Below are 14,553 nucleotides of genomic sequence, written 5' to 3'. Positions count from 1 at the left end.
CGGAGGCATTAATCCCTCAGGATGAGACCCGCCATGCGCGTGCTGCTGGTCGAAGACGACCCCGACACCTCCGCCTACATCGTCAAGGGCCTCGAGGAGGAGGGGCACACGATTGACCACCTCGCCGATGGCTGCGACGGCCTGGCGCGCGCCATGGCCGACGACTACGACGTGCTGATCATCGACCGCATGCTCCCAGGGCAAGAAGGCCTTCAGATCGTCAAGTCCCTGCGCCGCGCGGGGCGCAAGGCGCCGATCCTCTTCCTCACGGCGCTTGGCGGCGTGGACGACCGCGTCGACGGGCTCGAGGCGGGGGGCGACGACTATCTCGTGAAGCCGTTTTCCTTCTCGGAGCTCCTCGCGCGTCTCAACGCGCTCGCCCGCCGCCCGCATCTCAAGGGCGAGGAGACTCGCCTCAAGGTCGGCGATCTGGCGCTCGACCTCATCACCCGCAAGGTCTGCCGCGGCGGCGTCGAGATCGATCTGCAGCCGCGCGAGTTCCGCCTCCTCGAGGTCCTGATGCGCAACAAGGGGCGCGTCGTCACCCGCACCATGCTGCTCGAGCGCGTGTGGAGCTTCCATTTCGATCCCAAGACGAGCGTCGTCGAGACGCACATCTCGCGGCTCAGGACGAAGATCGACAAGCCCTTCGCGACCGAGCTGATCCACACCATCCGCGGCGCCGGCTACAGCCTGCACGAGCGTCCGTAGCGAGGCTGGCCCCCGTGCTGAAACGCACTCCCGTTCGATTGGCCGCGACCTTCACGGCCCTGTTCGCGATCACGGTCATCGCCCTCTTCGCCATCCTCTTCTTCGGCATCACGACGCGCCTCAGCGAGCAGATCCGCGGCCGCACGCGGGAGACCATGGACTCACTCCTGGCCATCGACCGCCAGAAGGGCTTCGACGATCTCACCGCCGCCGTGACGGGAGAGGGTGGCTCCGTCCGCGACACGGATTTCATCATCGAGCTGGTCGACGCGGCGGGACGCCACGTGGCGGGCAACGTCAACGGCATCAAGCCGTCCGACACGTGGCTCGAGCTCAAGCGGTCCGACATCGAGGCCGACTGGACCAACGGCGAGCCGGACGATCGATTCCAGGCCGTCTGGCAGCCCGTCTCCGAGGGGCGCCTGCTCGTCGGCAGCTCCAACCGCGAGCTCAGGCGCACGCAGGCGTTTCTGCTCGAGGTGCTGGGCATCGGCCTCATCGCCACCACGCTTCTCGGCGCGCTCTGCGGCACGTTCATCGCCCGGCGCACGCAGCACCGCATCGACGCGTTCGCCAAGACCCTGTCGGCCGTCTCCGCCGGGACCATCGAGGCCCGCGTTCCCATGTCCGGCTCCGGCGACGACATCGATCACGTCGGCGCCCAGGTCAACCACACGCTCGACCAGCTCCAGAAGCTCATCGAAAGCGTCAACCAGTCCTCGTCCGACATCGCCCACGATCTGAAGAAGCCGGTGGGGCGCCTGCGCCAGCGCCTCGACATCGCGCGCCGCAGCGCCAAGTCGCTCGGCGATTTCCGCGCGGCCGTCGAGGACGCGCTCGGCGACCTCGACGCGATGATGGAGACGTTCGACGCCCTCCTGCGCATCACGCAGATCGAGGCCGGCGCGCGCAGAGCGCGTTTCGCCAGCATCGACCTCGGCTCCGTGCTGGAGGACGTGGCGGACGTCTACGCGGCCGTCGCGGAGGACGCCGGCCATCAACTGGCGTGGATCGATGGCCGCGGAAAGGCCGCCCTCATCAAAGGCGACCGCGAGCTGCTGATCCAGCTCTTCGCCAACCTGATCGAGAACGCCATCCGCCATTGCCCGCGGGGGACGCACATCGGCCTCGCGCTGCATGAGGCGCCGGGCGGCTTTCGCGCCGAGCTGACCGACGACGGCCCCGGCATCCCCGAGCCCGAGCGCGAGAAGGTGTTCCGCCGCCTTTACAGGCTGGAGCGCGCGCGCTCGACGCCGGGCAGCGGATTGGGGCTCGCCCTCGTCGCCGCCATCGCCGAATTGCACGATGCCGAGATCGCGCTCGACGATCGCGAGCCCGGTCTCAGCGTGGCCATCACGTTCCCCAGCGCGGCTGCCGCGTGACGACGATCGGCGATCTTACGAATCCGTATGGCGCAGGTCAGGAAGAGGAAATCTGAGAGGCCCATACAAGGCCCCACAGACGCGGCGAACGCGCAAGGTCCGCGGACCGGGACGAGGAATTCGTAGCATGAGAGTTGTAAGGAGAGTTGCCGGCATGACCCTCGCAGCGACCGCCGCCGCAGGCGCGGCCGCCACTGCGAGCTTTGCCCATGAAATCACGGGACGGATCGAGCATCTGAGCCCGAAGCGCCAGCACCTGACGGTGCGCAACCAGGTCTATCGCTACGATCCGCGCCTCATGGGTTTGGGTCTGCGCCGGGGCGAGCAGGTACGCATTCTCTATCGCGAGCAGCACGGACATCGCACGGCGATCCGCATCCTTCCTGCCGCCTGATTTTCCCCATCCCGGTGCCTTCCCCACCCACCCCCACGCACCGGGGAAGCGGAGCCGCTCTCCCCCCGGGGCGGCTCCGCCCGCTTTCCGGCCGGACGGCGAGCGCGCTCAATATCCCGCCATCTCGAGATAGCCCACACCCGCGTGCGAGCCGTGGAACCTGATCGGGCCCTCCCAATAGGGAAAGACCGTTCCCATCCAGCTTGCCGGGTTGAGCGGCGTGGTCGTGATCCTGAGCCCCCGGCTCTTGACCTCGACCGTCCAGGCAACCGGCAGGCGCCGGCCGGCGACCTCGCGCGGCTCGCCTGGCGTCAGCACGATGTCGTCGCTCGCGAGCGCTGTGACAGAGCCGTCGGCGCCGATCCAGCTTCCCGAGCGGAACGGCGCGCCTCTCTCGCCGCGGAGCTGGAACAGCATCAGCTTGTCGCCGGCCGGCAGATGCAGCGAGAACCAGTCCCAGCCCCTCTGGTCGGATGCAAGCGGCTGGCTGCTCCATTCGCGGTCCATCCACGCCTGACCGGTCACATCGACGGCGCGTCCTGCGATCGTCAGCGTTCCCGAGACCTCGAAAAACGGCTGGCTGTAGTAGTAGGACGCCTGCCCGCGCTCCGATTTGCGGCTGTAGCCATGGTCTCCCTGCAGCACCGGCGCGCGGCGGCTTTTGAGTGAGAGCGCATAGGAGAAATCGGCGCCCGACGCCGAAAGGGTTGCCGATGCGAGCCCCTCCCCGCCGCCGACCTCAGCGAACGACCAGTCGTCGATCCACGCCTTGAAGGGTACCGCGGTCACGCCCGCCTGCCCGATGCCGCCGCGCGCAAGCGTCTCGGAAAAGCGGTGTGCGCCGGCGGTGGTGACGGCGGCATGCCCCATCCAGACCTGCTGGTTGCCGAAGCCCTCGCGCGCGCCACCGGGCGCAAGCGCCTGACGGAACAAGGTCCACTGCACGCCGTAGGCCGTGCCCGCCGCGTCGGAGAGATTCGCGGTCACGTACCACCACTCGATGCGGAAGTCGGGATGGGGGCCGAAATCCTGCGGGAACGCGATCGTCCGTCCCGGCATGACGGGTGCGAAGCCCGCCGCCTCCTCGCCGAGGCCCGCGAAGCCTCCCGCGAGCCCGCGGCCGCCGATCAGGGCCAGGGCCGTCACGACCATGGCGGCAACGATGTTTCTAGCGCTCATCGGCGAAGACCTTGAGCAAGTCCTGCGGCGCAGTCTTGCCGAGACGCAGCGCCGGAACGACGGCGGCGAGGAATGCCGTCCCCAGGGCGAGACCGAAAACCACGCCCCACTGCGCGGGAAACACATGGAACGGCAGCCGCCACCCGAACGCCTGCACGTTGACGATGGCGACCAGACACCACGCGAGCACGAGCCCGAGCGGAACGGCGAGCAGCGCGGTAACGGCGGCCAGCGCGAGAAGCTTGCCGATCTCGAGATCTATAAGCCGCCGCCGCGGCACGCCGAGCGCCCACACGGGCGCGATCTGGGCGAGCCTGACCCCGCTCAGCGTCAACAGGCTTGCGAACAGCGCGATGCCGGACACAGCCAGCGTCAGCGTATTGAGCGCGCCCGTGACCGCGAACGTCTTTTCGAAGATGCGCGTCGAGGTGGCTTTGAGCGCGGCTTGATCGACGATGCGCGCCAGCGCCGGGCCGAATTGCGACTGCATCGCCTGCATCAGCCGGTCCACCTCGCCCGGCGCGACGCGGAGGCTGAAGCTCGTGCGGCGGGCCTCGGGCCAGTGGCGCAGGAGATGATCGGCGTTGACGCGGACCTGTCCTTTCGGATTGCCGTAATCCGGATAGATGCCGACGACCGGCAGGTCCCACGCACCTTGCGCCGCCGGGATCGCGATCCGGTCGCCGAGGCCGACCCCCGTCCGTCGCGCAAGCTGCTCACTCACGAGCGCGCCAGCGCCGTCGCGCACCTTGTCCCAGGCGTCCGGCGCCGCCGACAACAGCGTGAAATGCTGCCGATACGTCGCATGATCGCGCACGCCGTTGACTTCGACCGGCCACTCCGCGATGCGCGTCTCGGTGCGCCACACTGGCAGAACTGCGGCGACCTCGGGCCGCTCCTCGAGCCACGCGGTGATCCGCGCTCCGTCGGCCGCGCTCGCGGCGTCGAAATAGATGTCGGAGTTGAGCCGCTCGTCGAGCCAGTGCGTGAACGTCTCGCGGAACCCTTCGACCATCGTCCCCACACCGACGTTGGCGGACAGCGCGAGCAGCAGTGCCATGAGCGCGAGCGACAGCCCCGAAAGCTGCAACCGCATGTCGGCCCAGAACCACTGCGCAAGCGCGCCCTGCGCGGTGCGTTCTCCGATCCTGAGCAGCCAGGCGAGTGCGAGCGGCAGGAGAAGCGCCGCGCCGAGCAGAACGCCCGCGATGACGATGAAGCCGCCGACCAGCCCGCGGCCGGCAACGAAGGCGAGCAGCCCGGCCGCCAGCGCGACCACGGCAGAGACGCCCTGCCGCCAAAGCTGCGTTCGCTCGGCATCCCGCCATGCCAGCGGCTTCGCCACCGACAGCACCGGCAGGCGCGCCACCTTGGCGAGGCTCGCCGCCGAAGCGGCGAGCGCGCCCGCGAGCGCCATGCCGAGCCCCGACACCCACCAGCGCGCCTCGAGCGCGAGTTGCCCGCTCACGTGCGCGCCATAGAGGCCGTCGAGGCTCGCCGCCACATCCGGCAGCAACGCCGCGGCGATGAGGTAGCCGCAGACCATGCCGATGGCCCCCGCGATCAGCGCCAAAAGCACCATCTCGCCGACCAGCGCGCCGATCAGGAGGCGGAGCGGCGCGCCGACCGCGCGCAGCGTGCGTAGCGTTCCGAGCCGCTGCTCGAACGCAAGGCCGATCGAGGCATGCACGATGAAGAGCCCGACGATGAAGGCCAGCAGGCCGAACGCCGTGAGGTTGAGGTGAAAGCTCTCCGTGAGCCGCGCCAGATCGCCGCCTGCCTCCGACGTCTCGATCTTGAGCCGGTCTTCGAGACCATTCGGAAACATGCGTCCCTCGCCGAGCTCGCCCTCTCCCGCAACGAGACGCGAAAGCTCGCCGGTCCGTCCGAGGATCGATTGCGCCGCGCCGATATCGACGACGAGCAGGCCCGGCGCGACGCCGTCCGCGGCGACGAGTGGCGGCAACGCGCGTCTGCGATCGGTAAGCGGCGTGGCGCCGGCCGCCACTCCGAGCTCGGCGAGCGTTTCGGGCGCCAGCAGCGTCTCCCCCGGGGCCGTGAGGAAGGCTTCGAGGTCACGTCCTGTCTGAAACCCGGCTGCCGGCGAGCCCTTGGGCACCGTCAGCGGCTCGACGCCGATGAGCCGATAGGATGCCGCTCCGACCCGCACCGTGCCCTCGAGCACGGGCGACACTTTCCATCCGGCACGCCTGAGTGCGACGTAGTCATCCTGCGTGATGAACGCGCCTTGTGCCGGCACGATGCTCGCCGCGCCCGTCTCGCCGAACACTGCCGCGGCCCGGTCGTAGCTCGCGCGCGCCTGGCCGTTGAGCGCCTGCACGCCGCTCCACAGCGCGGTCGCAACGGCGAGCCCGACGACGAGGGTCGCGAGGTTCAGGGGATGGCGCCGCCAATGGCTGAGCAGCGTGACGAGGATCCAGAAGGCCTGCGTCACGGCGCCACCAGGACGCCGGACGCAAGCGTGACCTGCCGGTCGAGCCGGCGCGCGAGCCGCGTGCTGTGCGTCGCCATGAGAAACCCGCATTCCGTGCGCCGCACGAGATCCAGCGCCAGCGCCAGCACCTCGTCGCCCGTCGCCTCGTCCAGGTTGCCGGTCGGCTCGTCGGCGATCAGGAGACGCGGGCGGACCGCGAGCGCCCGCCCGATGGCGACGCGCTGCTGCTGGCCGCCCGACAACTGCTCCGGGTAGCGCCGCGCGAGCCCGGCGAGCCCGAGCCGCCCCATGAGCTCGCCATGCCAGACGGCGTCGAAACGGCCGGCGAGACGCGCCTGAAACGCCAGATTGTCGGCGACCGAAAGGCTCGGCACGAGATTGAACTGCTGGAAGACGATGCCGATCCGCTCACGCCTCAACGCGGCCCGTTCGGCATCCGCGAGACCCGTTATCCGCACGCCGTCGAGCACGATCTCGCCGCCGTCCGCCTCGTCGAGGCCGCCGATCAGGTGGAGAATCGTGCTCTTGCCGCTTCCCGACTCGCCCAGCAGCGCAAGGCTCTCCCCCGCGGCCAGAGTGAGATCGACGCCGCCCAGCACCGGAAGCCGCCCCTGCGGCGTGGCGTAGGACTTGCGCAGACCGGAGACGCGAAGGAGAGAGGTTGCGTCCGCTCCGCGGCCGGGCCGGTGCGACCGATCGATGACAGTCACCATCAATCTCCCGCGATGAGGCGCGTATATTCTTCCGGCGTGTCGATGTCCGCAAACAGGCGCTCATTGTCGAACGCCACATCGATGCGGCGGTCGCCCAGCGTGTCGAGCAACGCCTTGCCGCCCCTGGCGCCGGTGAGCGCCGCGAGCCCGGGGAACAGCGATCTCGGCCAGAGCACGGGGTTGCGCTGCGCCCCTTGGGCGGTGACCGGCACGATCACGCACCGGCCATCGGCCGCGGCGAACGACGCGCTGAGCCGGCGGAACACGCCAGCCTCGAGGTTCGGCAGATCTCCCGGAACGACGAAGGCGCCTTCCGGGGTTGCCGACAGCGCCCGCACGCCGGCGGCAATGGAGCTGCCGATGCCGTCGCTCCAGCGGTCGTTGGCCACCAGCCGCACGGGCAGGTCCGACAGCGCCGAGACGTACGCATCGTGCTCCGCGCCGGTTACGACGACAAGCTCGTCGACGCCGCCGGCGACGATCTCGCGCGCAACCCTGGCGACGATCGGCTGCCCGCCGACCTCCGCGAGAAGCTTGTTGTCCGCCCCGAACCGCCGCGACGCGCCGCCGGCGAGCAGCACCGCACCGAGCCGACGCTCAGAGGTCGCGCTCATGTCAGGCTCCGCGCTCCGCCTTGATGACGGCGCCCAGAATGGAAACGGCGATCTCCGCGGGGCCCCTGGCGCCGATCGGAAGCCCGACCGGCGCATCGATGCGCGCGATCTCGGTTTCGGTGAGGCCAGCGTGGCGAAGCCGCGCCATGCGCTTCTCGTGCGTCCGCCGGGATCCGAGCGCGCCCACGTAGAAGGCGGGGGAGCGCACGGCGAGCGGCAACGTCTCGTCGTCGAGGCGCGCATCGTGCGCGAGCGCGATCACCGCCGTACGGGAATCGAGCCCCAGCGCCGGGAGCGCGGTCTCCGGCCAGTCCTGCCGCAAAGGGACGCCGCGGAAGCGGCTCTCCGACGCGAACGCGGTCCGCGGATCGATCACCGTCGCCTGATAGCCGACGCGCTGCGCGAGATCGGCGAGCACCTGCGCCACATGGCCCGCGCCGACGAGGATCATGTGCACGGGCGCAACCAGCGCCTGCAGGAAGAGTCGTCCGTCGGGACCCTCCGCGAGCACGCAGTCCCCGCGCGACAGCCGGCCGGCGGTCTCCGCGTCGTGGGCCGCGAGATCGCCACCATACACGCGCCGTCCGCTCGCGAGATCGGTCTCGACGACCAGCAGCGAGCGCGTCACCCGCGCCGCGATCACGGCGTCGAGATAGGACGCATCCTCCGCCGAAAGCCGCTCGACGAAGATTTCGATCCGCCCGCCGCAGGGCAGGCCGACGCGCCAGGCAGTCTCGTCGCCGATGCCATAGGCGAGCACCTTCGGCCGTCCCGTTTGCATGACCTCGGCGGCCTCCGTGATCACCGCCGCCTCGACGCAGCCGCCCGAGACCGAGCCCTCGAACCGCTCCTCGGGCCCGACGACGAGCTGTCCGCCGACCGGAACCGGCGAGGATCCCCAGGTTCGGATCACCGTCGCAAGGGCGATGGTTCCGAACCGATCGAGCCATCGGCGTGCGATGGCCGCCACGTCGCGCGACGCACCGACCTCGGAGGTGGCATGAGGCGGAGCTCCGCCTTCCAAGGCAAGGCTCACGTCCGACATCGCATCATCCATCTTCCAGCCTTTTCGCGAACGGACACGCGCGCCGCCCGGTTCCACGAGGCAACCGGCCGAATAGTATGCGCCTCCGCCGCCATCCGGCAACCGACCGACCCGATCGCCAGCGATCCCGGGAGGCTCCACGATGATCCGGCCGGAAGATCGCGCCGTAACGGCATGCGAAGACCCGGATCCGAGGCGGCTGCGACATCTTGGGCGCCTTCGGTCCGGACTTCATCCATCCTCATGCCATCCAGCCCCTCGAGCCGGAGTCCTTCATGTCCGACAAGCTTTTCACGCCGCTGACGCTCGGCACCCTGACGCTTCCGAACCGCATCGTCATGGCGCCGCTGACGCGCAACCGCGCCACCCCGGACGGCGACGTCCCCAATCCGCTGATCGTCGAATACTACGCTCAGCGCGCCACCGCCGGACTGATCATCAGCGAGGGCACGCAGATCTCGCCCGAGGGCAAAGGCTACATCCAGACCCCCGGCATCTACAGCCCCCGGCAGGTGGCCGGATGGACGAAGGTGACCGAGGCCGTGCATGCCAAGGGCGGCCGCATCTTCGCGCAGCTCTGGCACGTCGGCCGCGTCTCGCACACGTCGTTGCAGCCGGATGGACAGGCCCCCGTCGCGCCCTCCGCCATCACCGCCCGCACGAAGACGTTCACGCCCGCGGGCTTCGCCGACGCCTCCCCGCCGCGCGCCCTCGAAACGTCCGAGGTCGAGCGCGTGGTGGATGACTTTCGCAAGGCGGCCGAGAACGCCAAGGCCGCCGGCTTCGACGGCGTTGAGCTGCACGGGGCCAACGGCTATCTCATCGATCAATTCCTTCGCGACGGCTCCAACACGCGCACCGATCGCTACGGCGGCAGCATCGAGAACCGCACGCGCCTGCTGGCCGAGGTTCTTGCCGCCTTGACCTCCGTCTTCCCGGCGACCCGCGTCGGCGTGAGGTTCAGCCCGTTCTCGACGTTCTCCGACATGTCCGACAGCGATCCGATGGCCACGTTCTCGGCCGCCATCGCACGCGCCAACGACGCTGGCCTCGGCTACGTGCACATCATCGAGGGCGACACGGGCGTCTCGCGCGCGCTGCCGCCCGGCGCCGACCTCGGCGTCTTCCGCAAGCTCTTCAAGGGCGCCTATCTCGCCAACAACGGCTACGACCGCGCCTCCGCCATCCGGGCTGTCGAGAGCGGTGCGGCCGATCTGATCGCCTTCGGCAAGCTCTTCATCGCCAACCCGGACCTCGTCCAGCGCCTCGAGCACAATGCTCCATTGAACGAGCCCCAGCCGGCGACGTTCTACGGCGGCGGAGCCGAGGGCTACACGGACTATCCGGCCCTCGACGCCAAGGCCGCGTGACACTGACCGAAAGGCCCGCCCGCACCGGCGGCGGGCCTTTTCATTGGAGACGTTTTGGCACCGGTGTATTTCAAATGAGCAATATTGGTTCTCATGGTTGCCGGTGACATTTTCTCTCTATCGAGCGGCAGAGGCGCTGACGCGCGTCGCCCCAGACCTCGGCGCCTGACGACCTCGCACAGGAGGAGAGAACGCGGGCTCCCTCCGGCGCGTTCCTGCTCACGCTGAAACCGAAGCCAACCCAAAGGCCACATCCATGACCAAAGTCCTGATCCTCTACTATTCGAGCTACGGCCACATCGAGCGCATGGCGGAGGCGGTTGCCGAAGGCGTCCGCGAAGCCGGCGCCGAAGCCGTCATCAAGCGCGTTCCCGAACTCGTGCCGCCCGAGGTCGCCGAGAAGAGCGGCTTCAAGCGCAACCAGCCGGCGCCCATCGCGACCGTGGACGAACTGCCCGGCTATGACGCCATCATCGTCGGCACGCCAACCCGCTTCGGCAACATGGCCGCGCAGATGAAGAACTTCCTGGATCAGACCGGCGGCCTCTGGGTCCAGGGCAAGCTGATCGGCAAGGTCGGCTCGGTGTTCACCTCGACCGCAACCCAGCACGGCGGACAGGAGAGCACGATCCTCGCCACCCACACGGTGCTCCTGCACCAGGGCATGGTGCTCGTCGGGCTGCCCTATTCTTTCCAGGGCCAGATGACGGTTTCGGAAATGAGCGGCGGCTCGCCCTATGGCGCCACGACGATCGCGGCCGGCGACGGCTCGCGCCAGCCGAGCGCGAACGAGCTTGCCGGCGCGCGCTTCCAGGGCAAGCACGTCGCCGAAATCGCCGCCAAGCTCGCACGCGCCTGATTTTCTGCGACACTGCTCTTCGCGACATAGCCTCTGCGGCAGTGATCTCCGCAACAGGGGCCGCAAGGCAAGGGCCGGCGCACGTGAGCGCCGGCGCTTTCGTGCTATGCAGGGAGCCGGAGCTTCGGAGAACCGCTATGGCGCGCATCACCATCTACCACAATCCGCACTGCGGCACCTCCCGCAACACGCTCGCCATGATCCGCCAGAGCGGCGAGGAGCCGGCCGTCATCGAATACCTGAAGACGCCGCCGAGCCGCGAAACGCTCGTCGGCCTGCTGCGCGACCTCGGGCTCACCCCGCGCGATCTCCTGCGCCGCAAGGGCACGCCCTACGACGCGCTCGATCTCGACAATCCGAAATGGACCGACGACGAGCTGATCGACGCCATGCTCGCGCACCCGATCCTGATCAACCGCCCGATCGTGGTGACGCCGCTCGGCACGCGCCTCTGCCGCCCCTCGGAAACGGTCCTCGAGATCCTGCCCAACCCCGACATCAGCGAATTCACCAAGGAGGACGGGGAGGTCGTCCAGCCGAAGACCCGCAAGCCGGCGTCTTGAAATCACTGCACCAGGGAAACGCCAGGAGCCCAGCGGCCTTATTCGGCATATTGGGGCCGCCCCCCTCCCGGCGAGTGGCGCCGCGGAGGGTGGGGTGAAACGAGGCCCCTGACGCACCGCAAGTCTACGGCAGCCGGGCCGTTCTGGATACGGCGCGACATACGCCGGAGCGCTTCGATAATCCAGGCAAAATGACGAGTTGCACTCACGCCGCATCGCACCGGGGCCGCAGAATCGCGCTAGCGTCCGCAAGACAGACTGAACCTGCCCGTCCGGCCGAGCGCCGCACGCGGCACAGGATGATTCGATGCCGCCCGCCGCCTTGCGGAAATCTGCCTCCCTCCTGCCTCTCGCCCCCGTGCCGAGCCTTGCCGAGGCCCAGCACGTGCTGGAGGAGGTGTTCGGCTACGCGCGCTTCCGCCCCCACCAGGCCGACATCATCGAGACGCTGATCGCGGGCGGCGACGTGCTGGCCCTGATGCCGACCGGCGGCGGCAAGTCGCTCTGCTACCAGATCCCAGCGCTCGTTCGCCCCGGCACCGGCCTCGTCGTCTCGCCGCTGATCGCGCTCATGCAGGACCAGGTCGACGCGCTGAAGGACGCCGGCGTGCGCGCCGCCTTCCTCAATTCCTCGCAGGACCGCAACAAGCAGGACGCGATCGAGCGACAGCTCGTGGCGGGGGAACTCGACCTCCTCTACGTCGCGCCGGAGCGCCTCGTGCAGGAGCGCACGCTGCGCCTTCTCGAACGCACGACCATCGCTCTCTTCGCCATCGACGAAGCCCACTGCGTCTCCCAGTGGGGCCACGACTTCCGTCCCGAGTACCGCCAGCTCAAGGTGCTCGCCGAGCGCTTCCCCGCGATCCCGCGCATCGCGCTCACCGCAACGGCCGACGACCGCACGCGCGAGGAGATCGCCACCGAGCTCAGCCTCGAGAACGCCCGCCGCTTCGTCGCCAGCTTCGACCGTCCCAACATCCGCTACACGATCGCAGAAATGGGCTCCATGAGCGCCCGCGAGCGGCTCTGGAATTTTCTCTCCGCCGAGCACCCGAACGACGCCGGCATCGTCTACTGCCTGTCGCGCAAGTCGGTCGAGGAGACGGCCGAGTGGCTCACGCGCAAGGGCCGCACCGCACTCGCCTATCACGCCGGCCTCGATCCCGAGATCCGCCGCAAGGCGCAGGAGCGTTTTCTGAAAGAGGACGCCATCGTCATGGTGGCGACCATCGCCTTCGGCATGGGCATCGACAAGCCCGACGTGCGCTTCGTCGCACATCTGAACCTGCCGCGCTCGATGGAAGCCTACTACCAGGAGACGGGCCGCGCCGGACGCGACGGCGAGCCCGCGGACGCCTGGCTCGCCTACGGCATGCAGGACATCATCCAGCAGACGCAGTGGATCGCGCAAAGCGAAGGCTCCGAGCTCTTCAAGCGCACCCAGCGCCAGAAGCTCGACGCGCTCGTCGGCCTCTGCGAGGCCGTCACCTGCCGCCGCCAGCTCCTGCTCGCCTACTTCGGAGAGGCGAGCGAAAACGCATGCGGAAACTGCGACAACTGCCTCGCCCCGCCCAAGACCACGGATGGAACGACGCTCGCCCGCATGGCCCTCTCGGCCGTCTACCGGACCGGGCAGCGCTTCGGCGTCGGCTATCTGATCGACGTGCTCGCCGGCAAGGACAACGAGCGCGCCTGCCGCAACGGCCACGACCGGCTGTCGGTCTGGGGCATCGGCAAGGATACGGACGCGACCGTCTGGCGCAGCCTCTTCCGGCAACTGACGGCCCTCAGCTACCTCGCTTCCGACGAAGAGGGTCACGGCACGGTGCACCTCACCGAGAAGGCGCGCCCGCTGCTGCGCGGCGAGGAGACCTTCATGCTCCGCCTCGCCCCGCCGCGCGAGAAGAAGGGCAAGGCGAAAGGCGCCGCCGCCGAGGCGAGCAAGGTCGATGCCGCCGACCGGCCGCTCTATGACGCGCTGAAGGCGCTGCGTCTACGGCTCGCGACGGACGCCAAGCTGCCGCCCTACGTCATCTGCCACGACAAGACGCTGGTGGAGCTCGCGACCCAGCGTCCCTCCGACGAGGACGGTCTGCATGGCATCACCGGTCTCGGCGCCAGCAAGATCAAACGCTACGGCACGGCGTTCCTGGAGACCATCGCGCGCTTTGCGCCCAACGCCGGCCTCGACAACCGGCTGTCGTCAACGGTCAACCAGACGCTGGCGCTGCACCTCGCCGGCGTTGTGCCCGACGACATCGCGACCGAGCGCAACCTCGATGTCTCGACCATCTATACGCACTTCGCGGAAGCCATCGAGGCCGGCGTCATCACGGCCGACGCCGTGCTCGACCTCGATCCCTCGGACGTGGACGAGATCCACGCCGTCTTCGAGCGCCTCGGCACCCTCGACAGCGGCAAGCTCGGCCCCGCCCACGCGGCCCTCGACGGCCGCTTCGACTACGGCATCCTTAAGTGCCTGCTCGCGGAGCTGGCGTAGGTCGCGCGGAAGGTGCATCGCATCCTGTAAGACGTGTCTGGATCCCGGCCTGCGCCGGGATGACGTTCCTTAGTTGGAGACCGGATTGCCCAAGCTTTTCCGTCACACCGGCGGAGGCCGGTGTTCAAACACGCCTGCGAGATCGCCTCATCGCGATGAAATAGGCTTGCCACTCCCTGCACGGGCAAAAGAGGAATTCTCGCTTTCCGGCCAAACGGTGCTATAGACCCCGCAAAATGACATCCCGGACAGGATCATGAGCGACGAAACCCTGGCGGAGGCGGCCGCGGAGCAGCCCACGCCGCCCACATCCAAACCGGCCGCACCCGCCAACCTCAAGCTGGCGGACGAGATCGCGCGCCGGCGCACGTTCGCGATCATCTCGCACCCCGACGCCGGCAAGACGACGCTGACCGAGAAGCTGCTCTTGTTCGGTGGCGCGATCCAGCTCGCCGGGCAGGTCAAGGCGAAGAAGGACGGCCGTGCCACGCGCTCGGACTGGATGGCCATCGAGAAGGCGCGCGGCATCTCGGTTGCCACCTCCGTCATGACGTTCGAGTATGGCGGCGCCGTCTTCAACCTGCTCGACACGCCGGGCCACGAGGACTTCTCGGACGATACCTATCGCACGCTGACCGCCGTCGACAGCGCAATCATGGTGATCGACGCGGCGCGCGGCATCGAGGCCCGGACGCGCAAGCTGTTCGAGATCTGCCGCCTGCGCGACATCCCGATCGTCACCTTCATCAACAAGCTCGACCGCGAGGC

Annotated in this window: 13 protein-coding genes; 8 read left to right on the top strand and 5 right to left on the bottom strand. The window is 68.8% G+C overall.

Annotated features, from left to right (window positions below; translation table 11 throughout):
• Positions 1-33: 33 nt before the first annotated feature.
• From V7082_RS14170 to V7082_RS14160, 3 genes are all read left to right on the top strand, one after another.
• Positions 34-711: a response regulator transcription factor gene (locus V7082_RS14170; RefSeq protein WP_334149600.1), complete on the top strand. Its 678-nt coding sequence runs from the start codon at positions 34-36 to the stop codon at positions 709-711.
• A gap of 14 nt (positions 712-725) precedes the next feature.
• Entirely contained in the window at positions 726-2,093 is a 1,368-nt protein-coding gene (locus tag V7082_RS14165; RefSeq protein ID WP_334149598.1) for a HAMP domain-containing sensor histidine kinase, read from the top strand.
• A gap of 154 nt (positions 2,094-2,247) precedes the next feature.
• Positions 2,248-2,487 carry a hypothetical protein gene (locus tag V7082_RS14160; protein ID WP_334149596.1) on the top strand — a complete coding sequence of 80 codons (240 nt, stop codon included), beginning with the start codon at positions 2,248-2,250 and terminating at the stop codon, positions 2,485-2,487.
• Between the two features lie 108 nt (positions 2,488-2,595).
• Here V7082_RS14160 and V7082_RS14155 read toward each other — a convergent pair whose 3' ends face one another.
• From V7082_RS14155 to V7082_RS14135, 5 genes are read right to left on the bottom strand one after another with little or no spacing between them, the layout of a single operon-like run.
• Positions 2,596-3,666, bottom strand: a complete 1,071-nt coding sequence (locus tag V7082_RS14155) for a lipocalin-like domain-containing protein (protein WP_334149594.1) — start codon at positions 3,664-3,666, stop codon at positions 2,596-2,598.
• Positions 3,656-6,121, bottom strand: coding sequence for an ABC transporter permease (locus tag V7082_RS14150; protein ID WP_334149592.1), 2,466 nt, complete (start codon positions 6,119-6,121; stop codon positions 3,656-3,658). Before V7082_RS14150 ends, V7082_RS14155 begins: the two co-directional genes overlap by 11 nt.
• Positions 6,118-6,834: an ABC transporter ATP-binding protein gene (locus V7082_RS14145; RefSeq protein ID WP_334149590.1), complete on the bottom strand. Its 717-nt coding sequence runs from the start codon at positions 6,832-6,834 to the stop codon at positions 6,118-6,120. The genes V7082_RS14150 and V7082_RS14145 overlap by 4 nt, the downstream gene beginning before the upstream one ends.
• Complete coding sequence (locus V7082_RS14140) at positions 6,834-7,448, bottom strand: nucleotidyltransferase family protein (protein WP_334149588.1); 615 nt, start codon at positions 7,446-7,448, stop codon at positions 6,834-6,836. The genes V7082_RS14145 and V7082_RS14140 overlap by 1 nt, the downstream gene beginning before the upstream one ends.
• A 1-nt stretch (position 7,449) precedes the next feature.
• A complete protein-coding gene (locus V7082_RS14135; RefSeq protein WP_334149586.1) occupies positions 7,450-8,493 on the bottom strand; it encodes an XdhC family protein in 1,044 nt (347 codons plus the stop codon).
• A gap of 275 nt (positions 8,494-8,768) precedes the next feature.
• On the opposite strand from V7082_RS14135, the gene V7082_RS14130 reads away from it, so the two are divergent.
• The 5 genes from V7082_RS14130 to V7082_RS14110 form a co-directional block, all read left to right on the top strand.
• Positions 8,769-9,863 (top strand): alkene reductase, encoded by a 1,095-nt coding sequence (locus V7082_RS14130; RefSeq protein WP_334149584.1) that lies wholly within the window; start codon positions 8,769-8,771, stop codon positions 9,861-9,863.
• Between the two features lie 256 nt (positions 9,864-10,119).
• On the top strand, positions 10,120-10,722 hold the full coding sequence (gene wrbA / locus V7082_RS14125; RefSeq protein ID WP_334149582.1) for an NAD(P)H:quinone oxidoreductase: 603 nt from the start codon (positions 10,120-10,122) through the stop codon (positions 10,720-10,722).
• Between the two features lie 137 nt (positions 10,723-10,859).
• The gene (gene arsC, locus V7082_RS14120) at positions 10,860-11,285 is read left to right on the top strand and encodes an arsenate reductase (glutaredoxin) (RefSeq protein ID WP_334149580.1); all 426 of its coding nucleotides are present in this window, start codon (positions 10,860-10,862) and stop codon (positions 11,283-11,285) included.
• A gap of 307 nt (positions 11,286-11,592) precedes the next feature.
• Complete coding sequence (gene recQ, locus V7082_RS14115) at positions 11,593-13,785, top strand: DNA helicase RecQ (RefSeq protein WP_334149578.1); 2,193 nt, start codon at positions 11,593-11,595, stop codon at positions 13,783-13,785.
• Between the two features lie 256 nt (positions 13,786-14,041).
• On the top strand, positions 14,042-14,553 hold a 512-nt coding region (locus V7082_RS14110; protein WP_334149576.1), incomplete at its 3' end, for a GTP-binding protein.

The organism is Hyphomicrobium sp. (assembly GCF_036833075.1).
Classification (GTDB): domain Bacteria; phylum Pseudomonadota; class Alphaproteobacteria; order Rhizobiales; family Hyphomicrobiaceae; genus Hyphomicrobium_C.
This window is presented reverse-complemented; position numbering and strand designations above follow the sequence as displayed.

Excerpts from the sequence above, each read along its gene's own strand:
- V7082_RS14170 (WP_334149600.1), top strand. The coding sequence starts at position 34 with ATGCGCGTGCTGCTGGTCGAAGACGACCCCGACACCTCCGCCTACATC.
- V7082_RS14160 (WP_334149596.1), top strand. The coding sequence starts at position 2,248 with ATGACCCTCGCAGCGACCGCCGCCGCAGGCGCGGCCGCCACTGCGAGC.
- V7082_RS14155 (WP_334149594.1), bottom strand. The coding sequence starts at position 3,666 with ATGAGCGCTAGAAACATCGTTGCCGCCATGGTCGTGACGGCCCTGGCC.
- V7082_RS14145 (WP_334149590.1), bottom strand. The coding sequence starts at position 6,834 with ATGGTGACTGTCATCGATCGGTCGCACCGGCCCGGCCGCGGAGCGGAC.
- V7082_RS14140 (WP_334149588.1), bottom strand. The coding sequence starts at position 7,448 with ATGAGCGCGACCTCTGAGCGTCGGCTCGGTGCGGTGCTGCTCGCCGGC.
- V7082_RS14135 (WP_334149586.1), bottom strand. The coding sequence starts at position 8,493 with ATGTCGGACGTGAGCCTTGCCTTGGAAGGCGGAGCTCCGCCTCATGCC.
- V7082_RS14130 (WP_334149584.1), top strand. The coding sequence starts at position 8,769 with ATGTCCGACAAGCTTTTCACGCCGCTGACGCTCGGCACCCTGACGCTT.
- wrbA (WP_334149582.1), top strand. The coding sequence starts at position 10,120 with ATGACCAAAGTCCTGATCCTCTACTATTCGAGCTACGGCCACATCGAG.
- arsC (WP_334149580.1), top strand. The coding sequence starts at position 10,860 with ATGGCGCGCATCACCATCTACCACAATCCGCACTGCGGCACCTCCCGC.
- recQ (WP_334149578.1), top strand. The coding sequence starts at position 11,593 with ATGCCGCCCGCCGCCTTGCGGAAATCTGCCTCCCTCCTGCCTCTCGCC.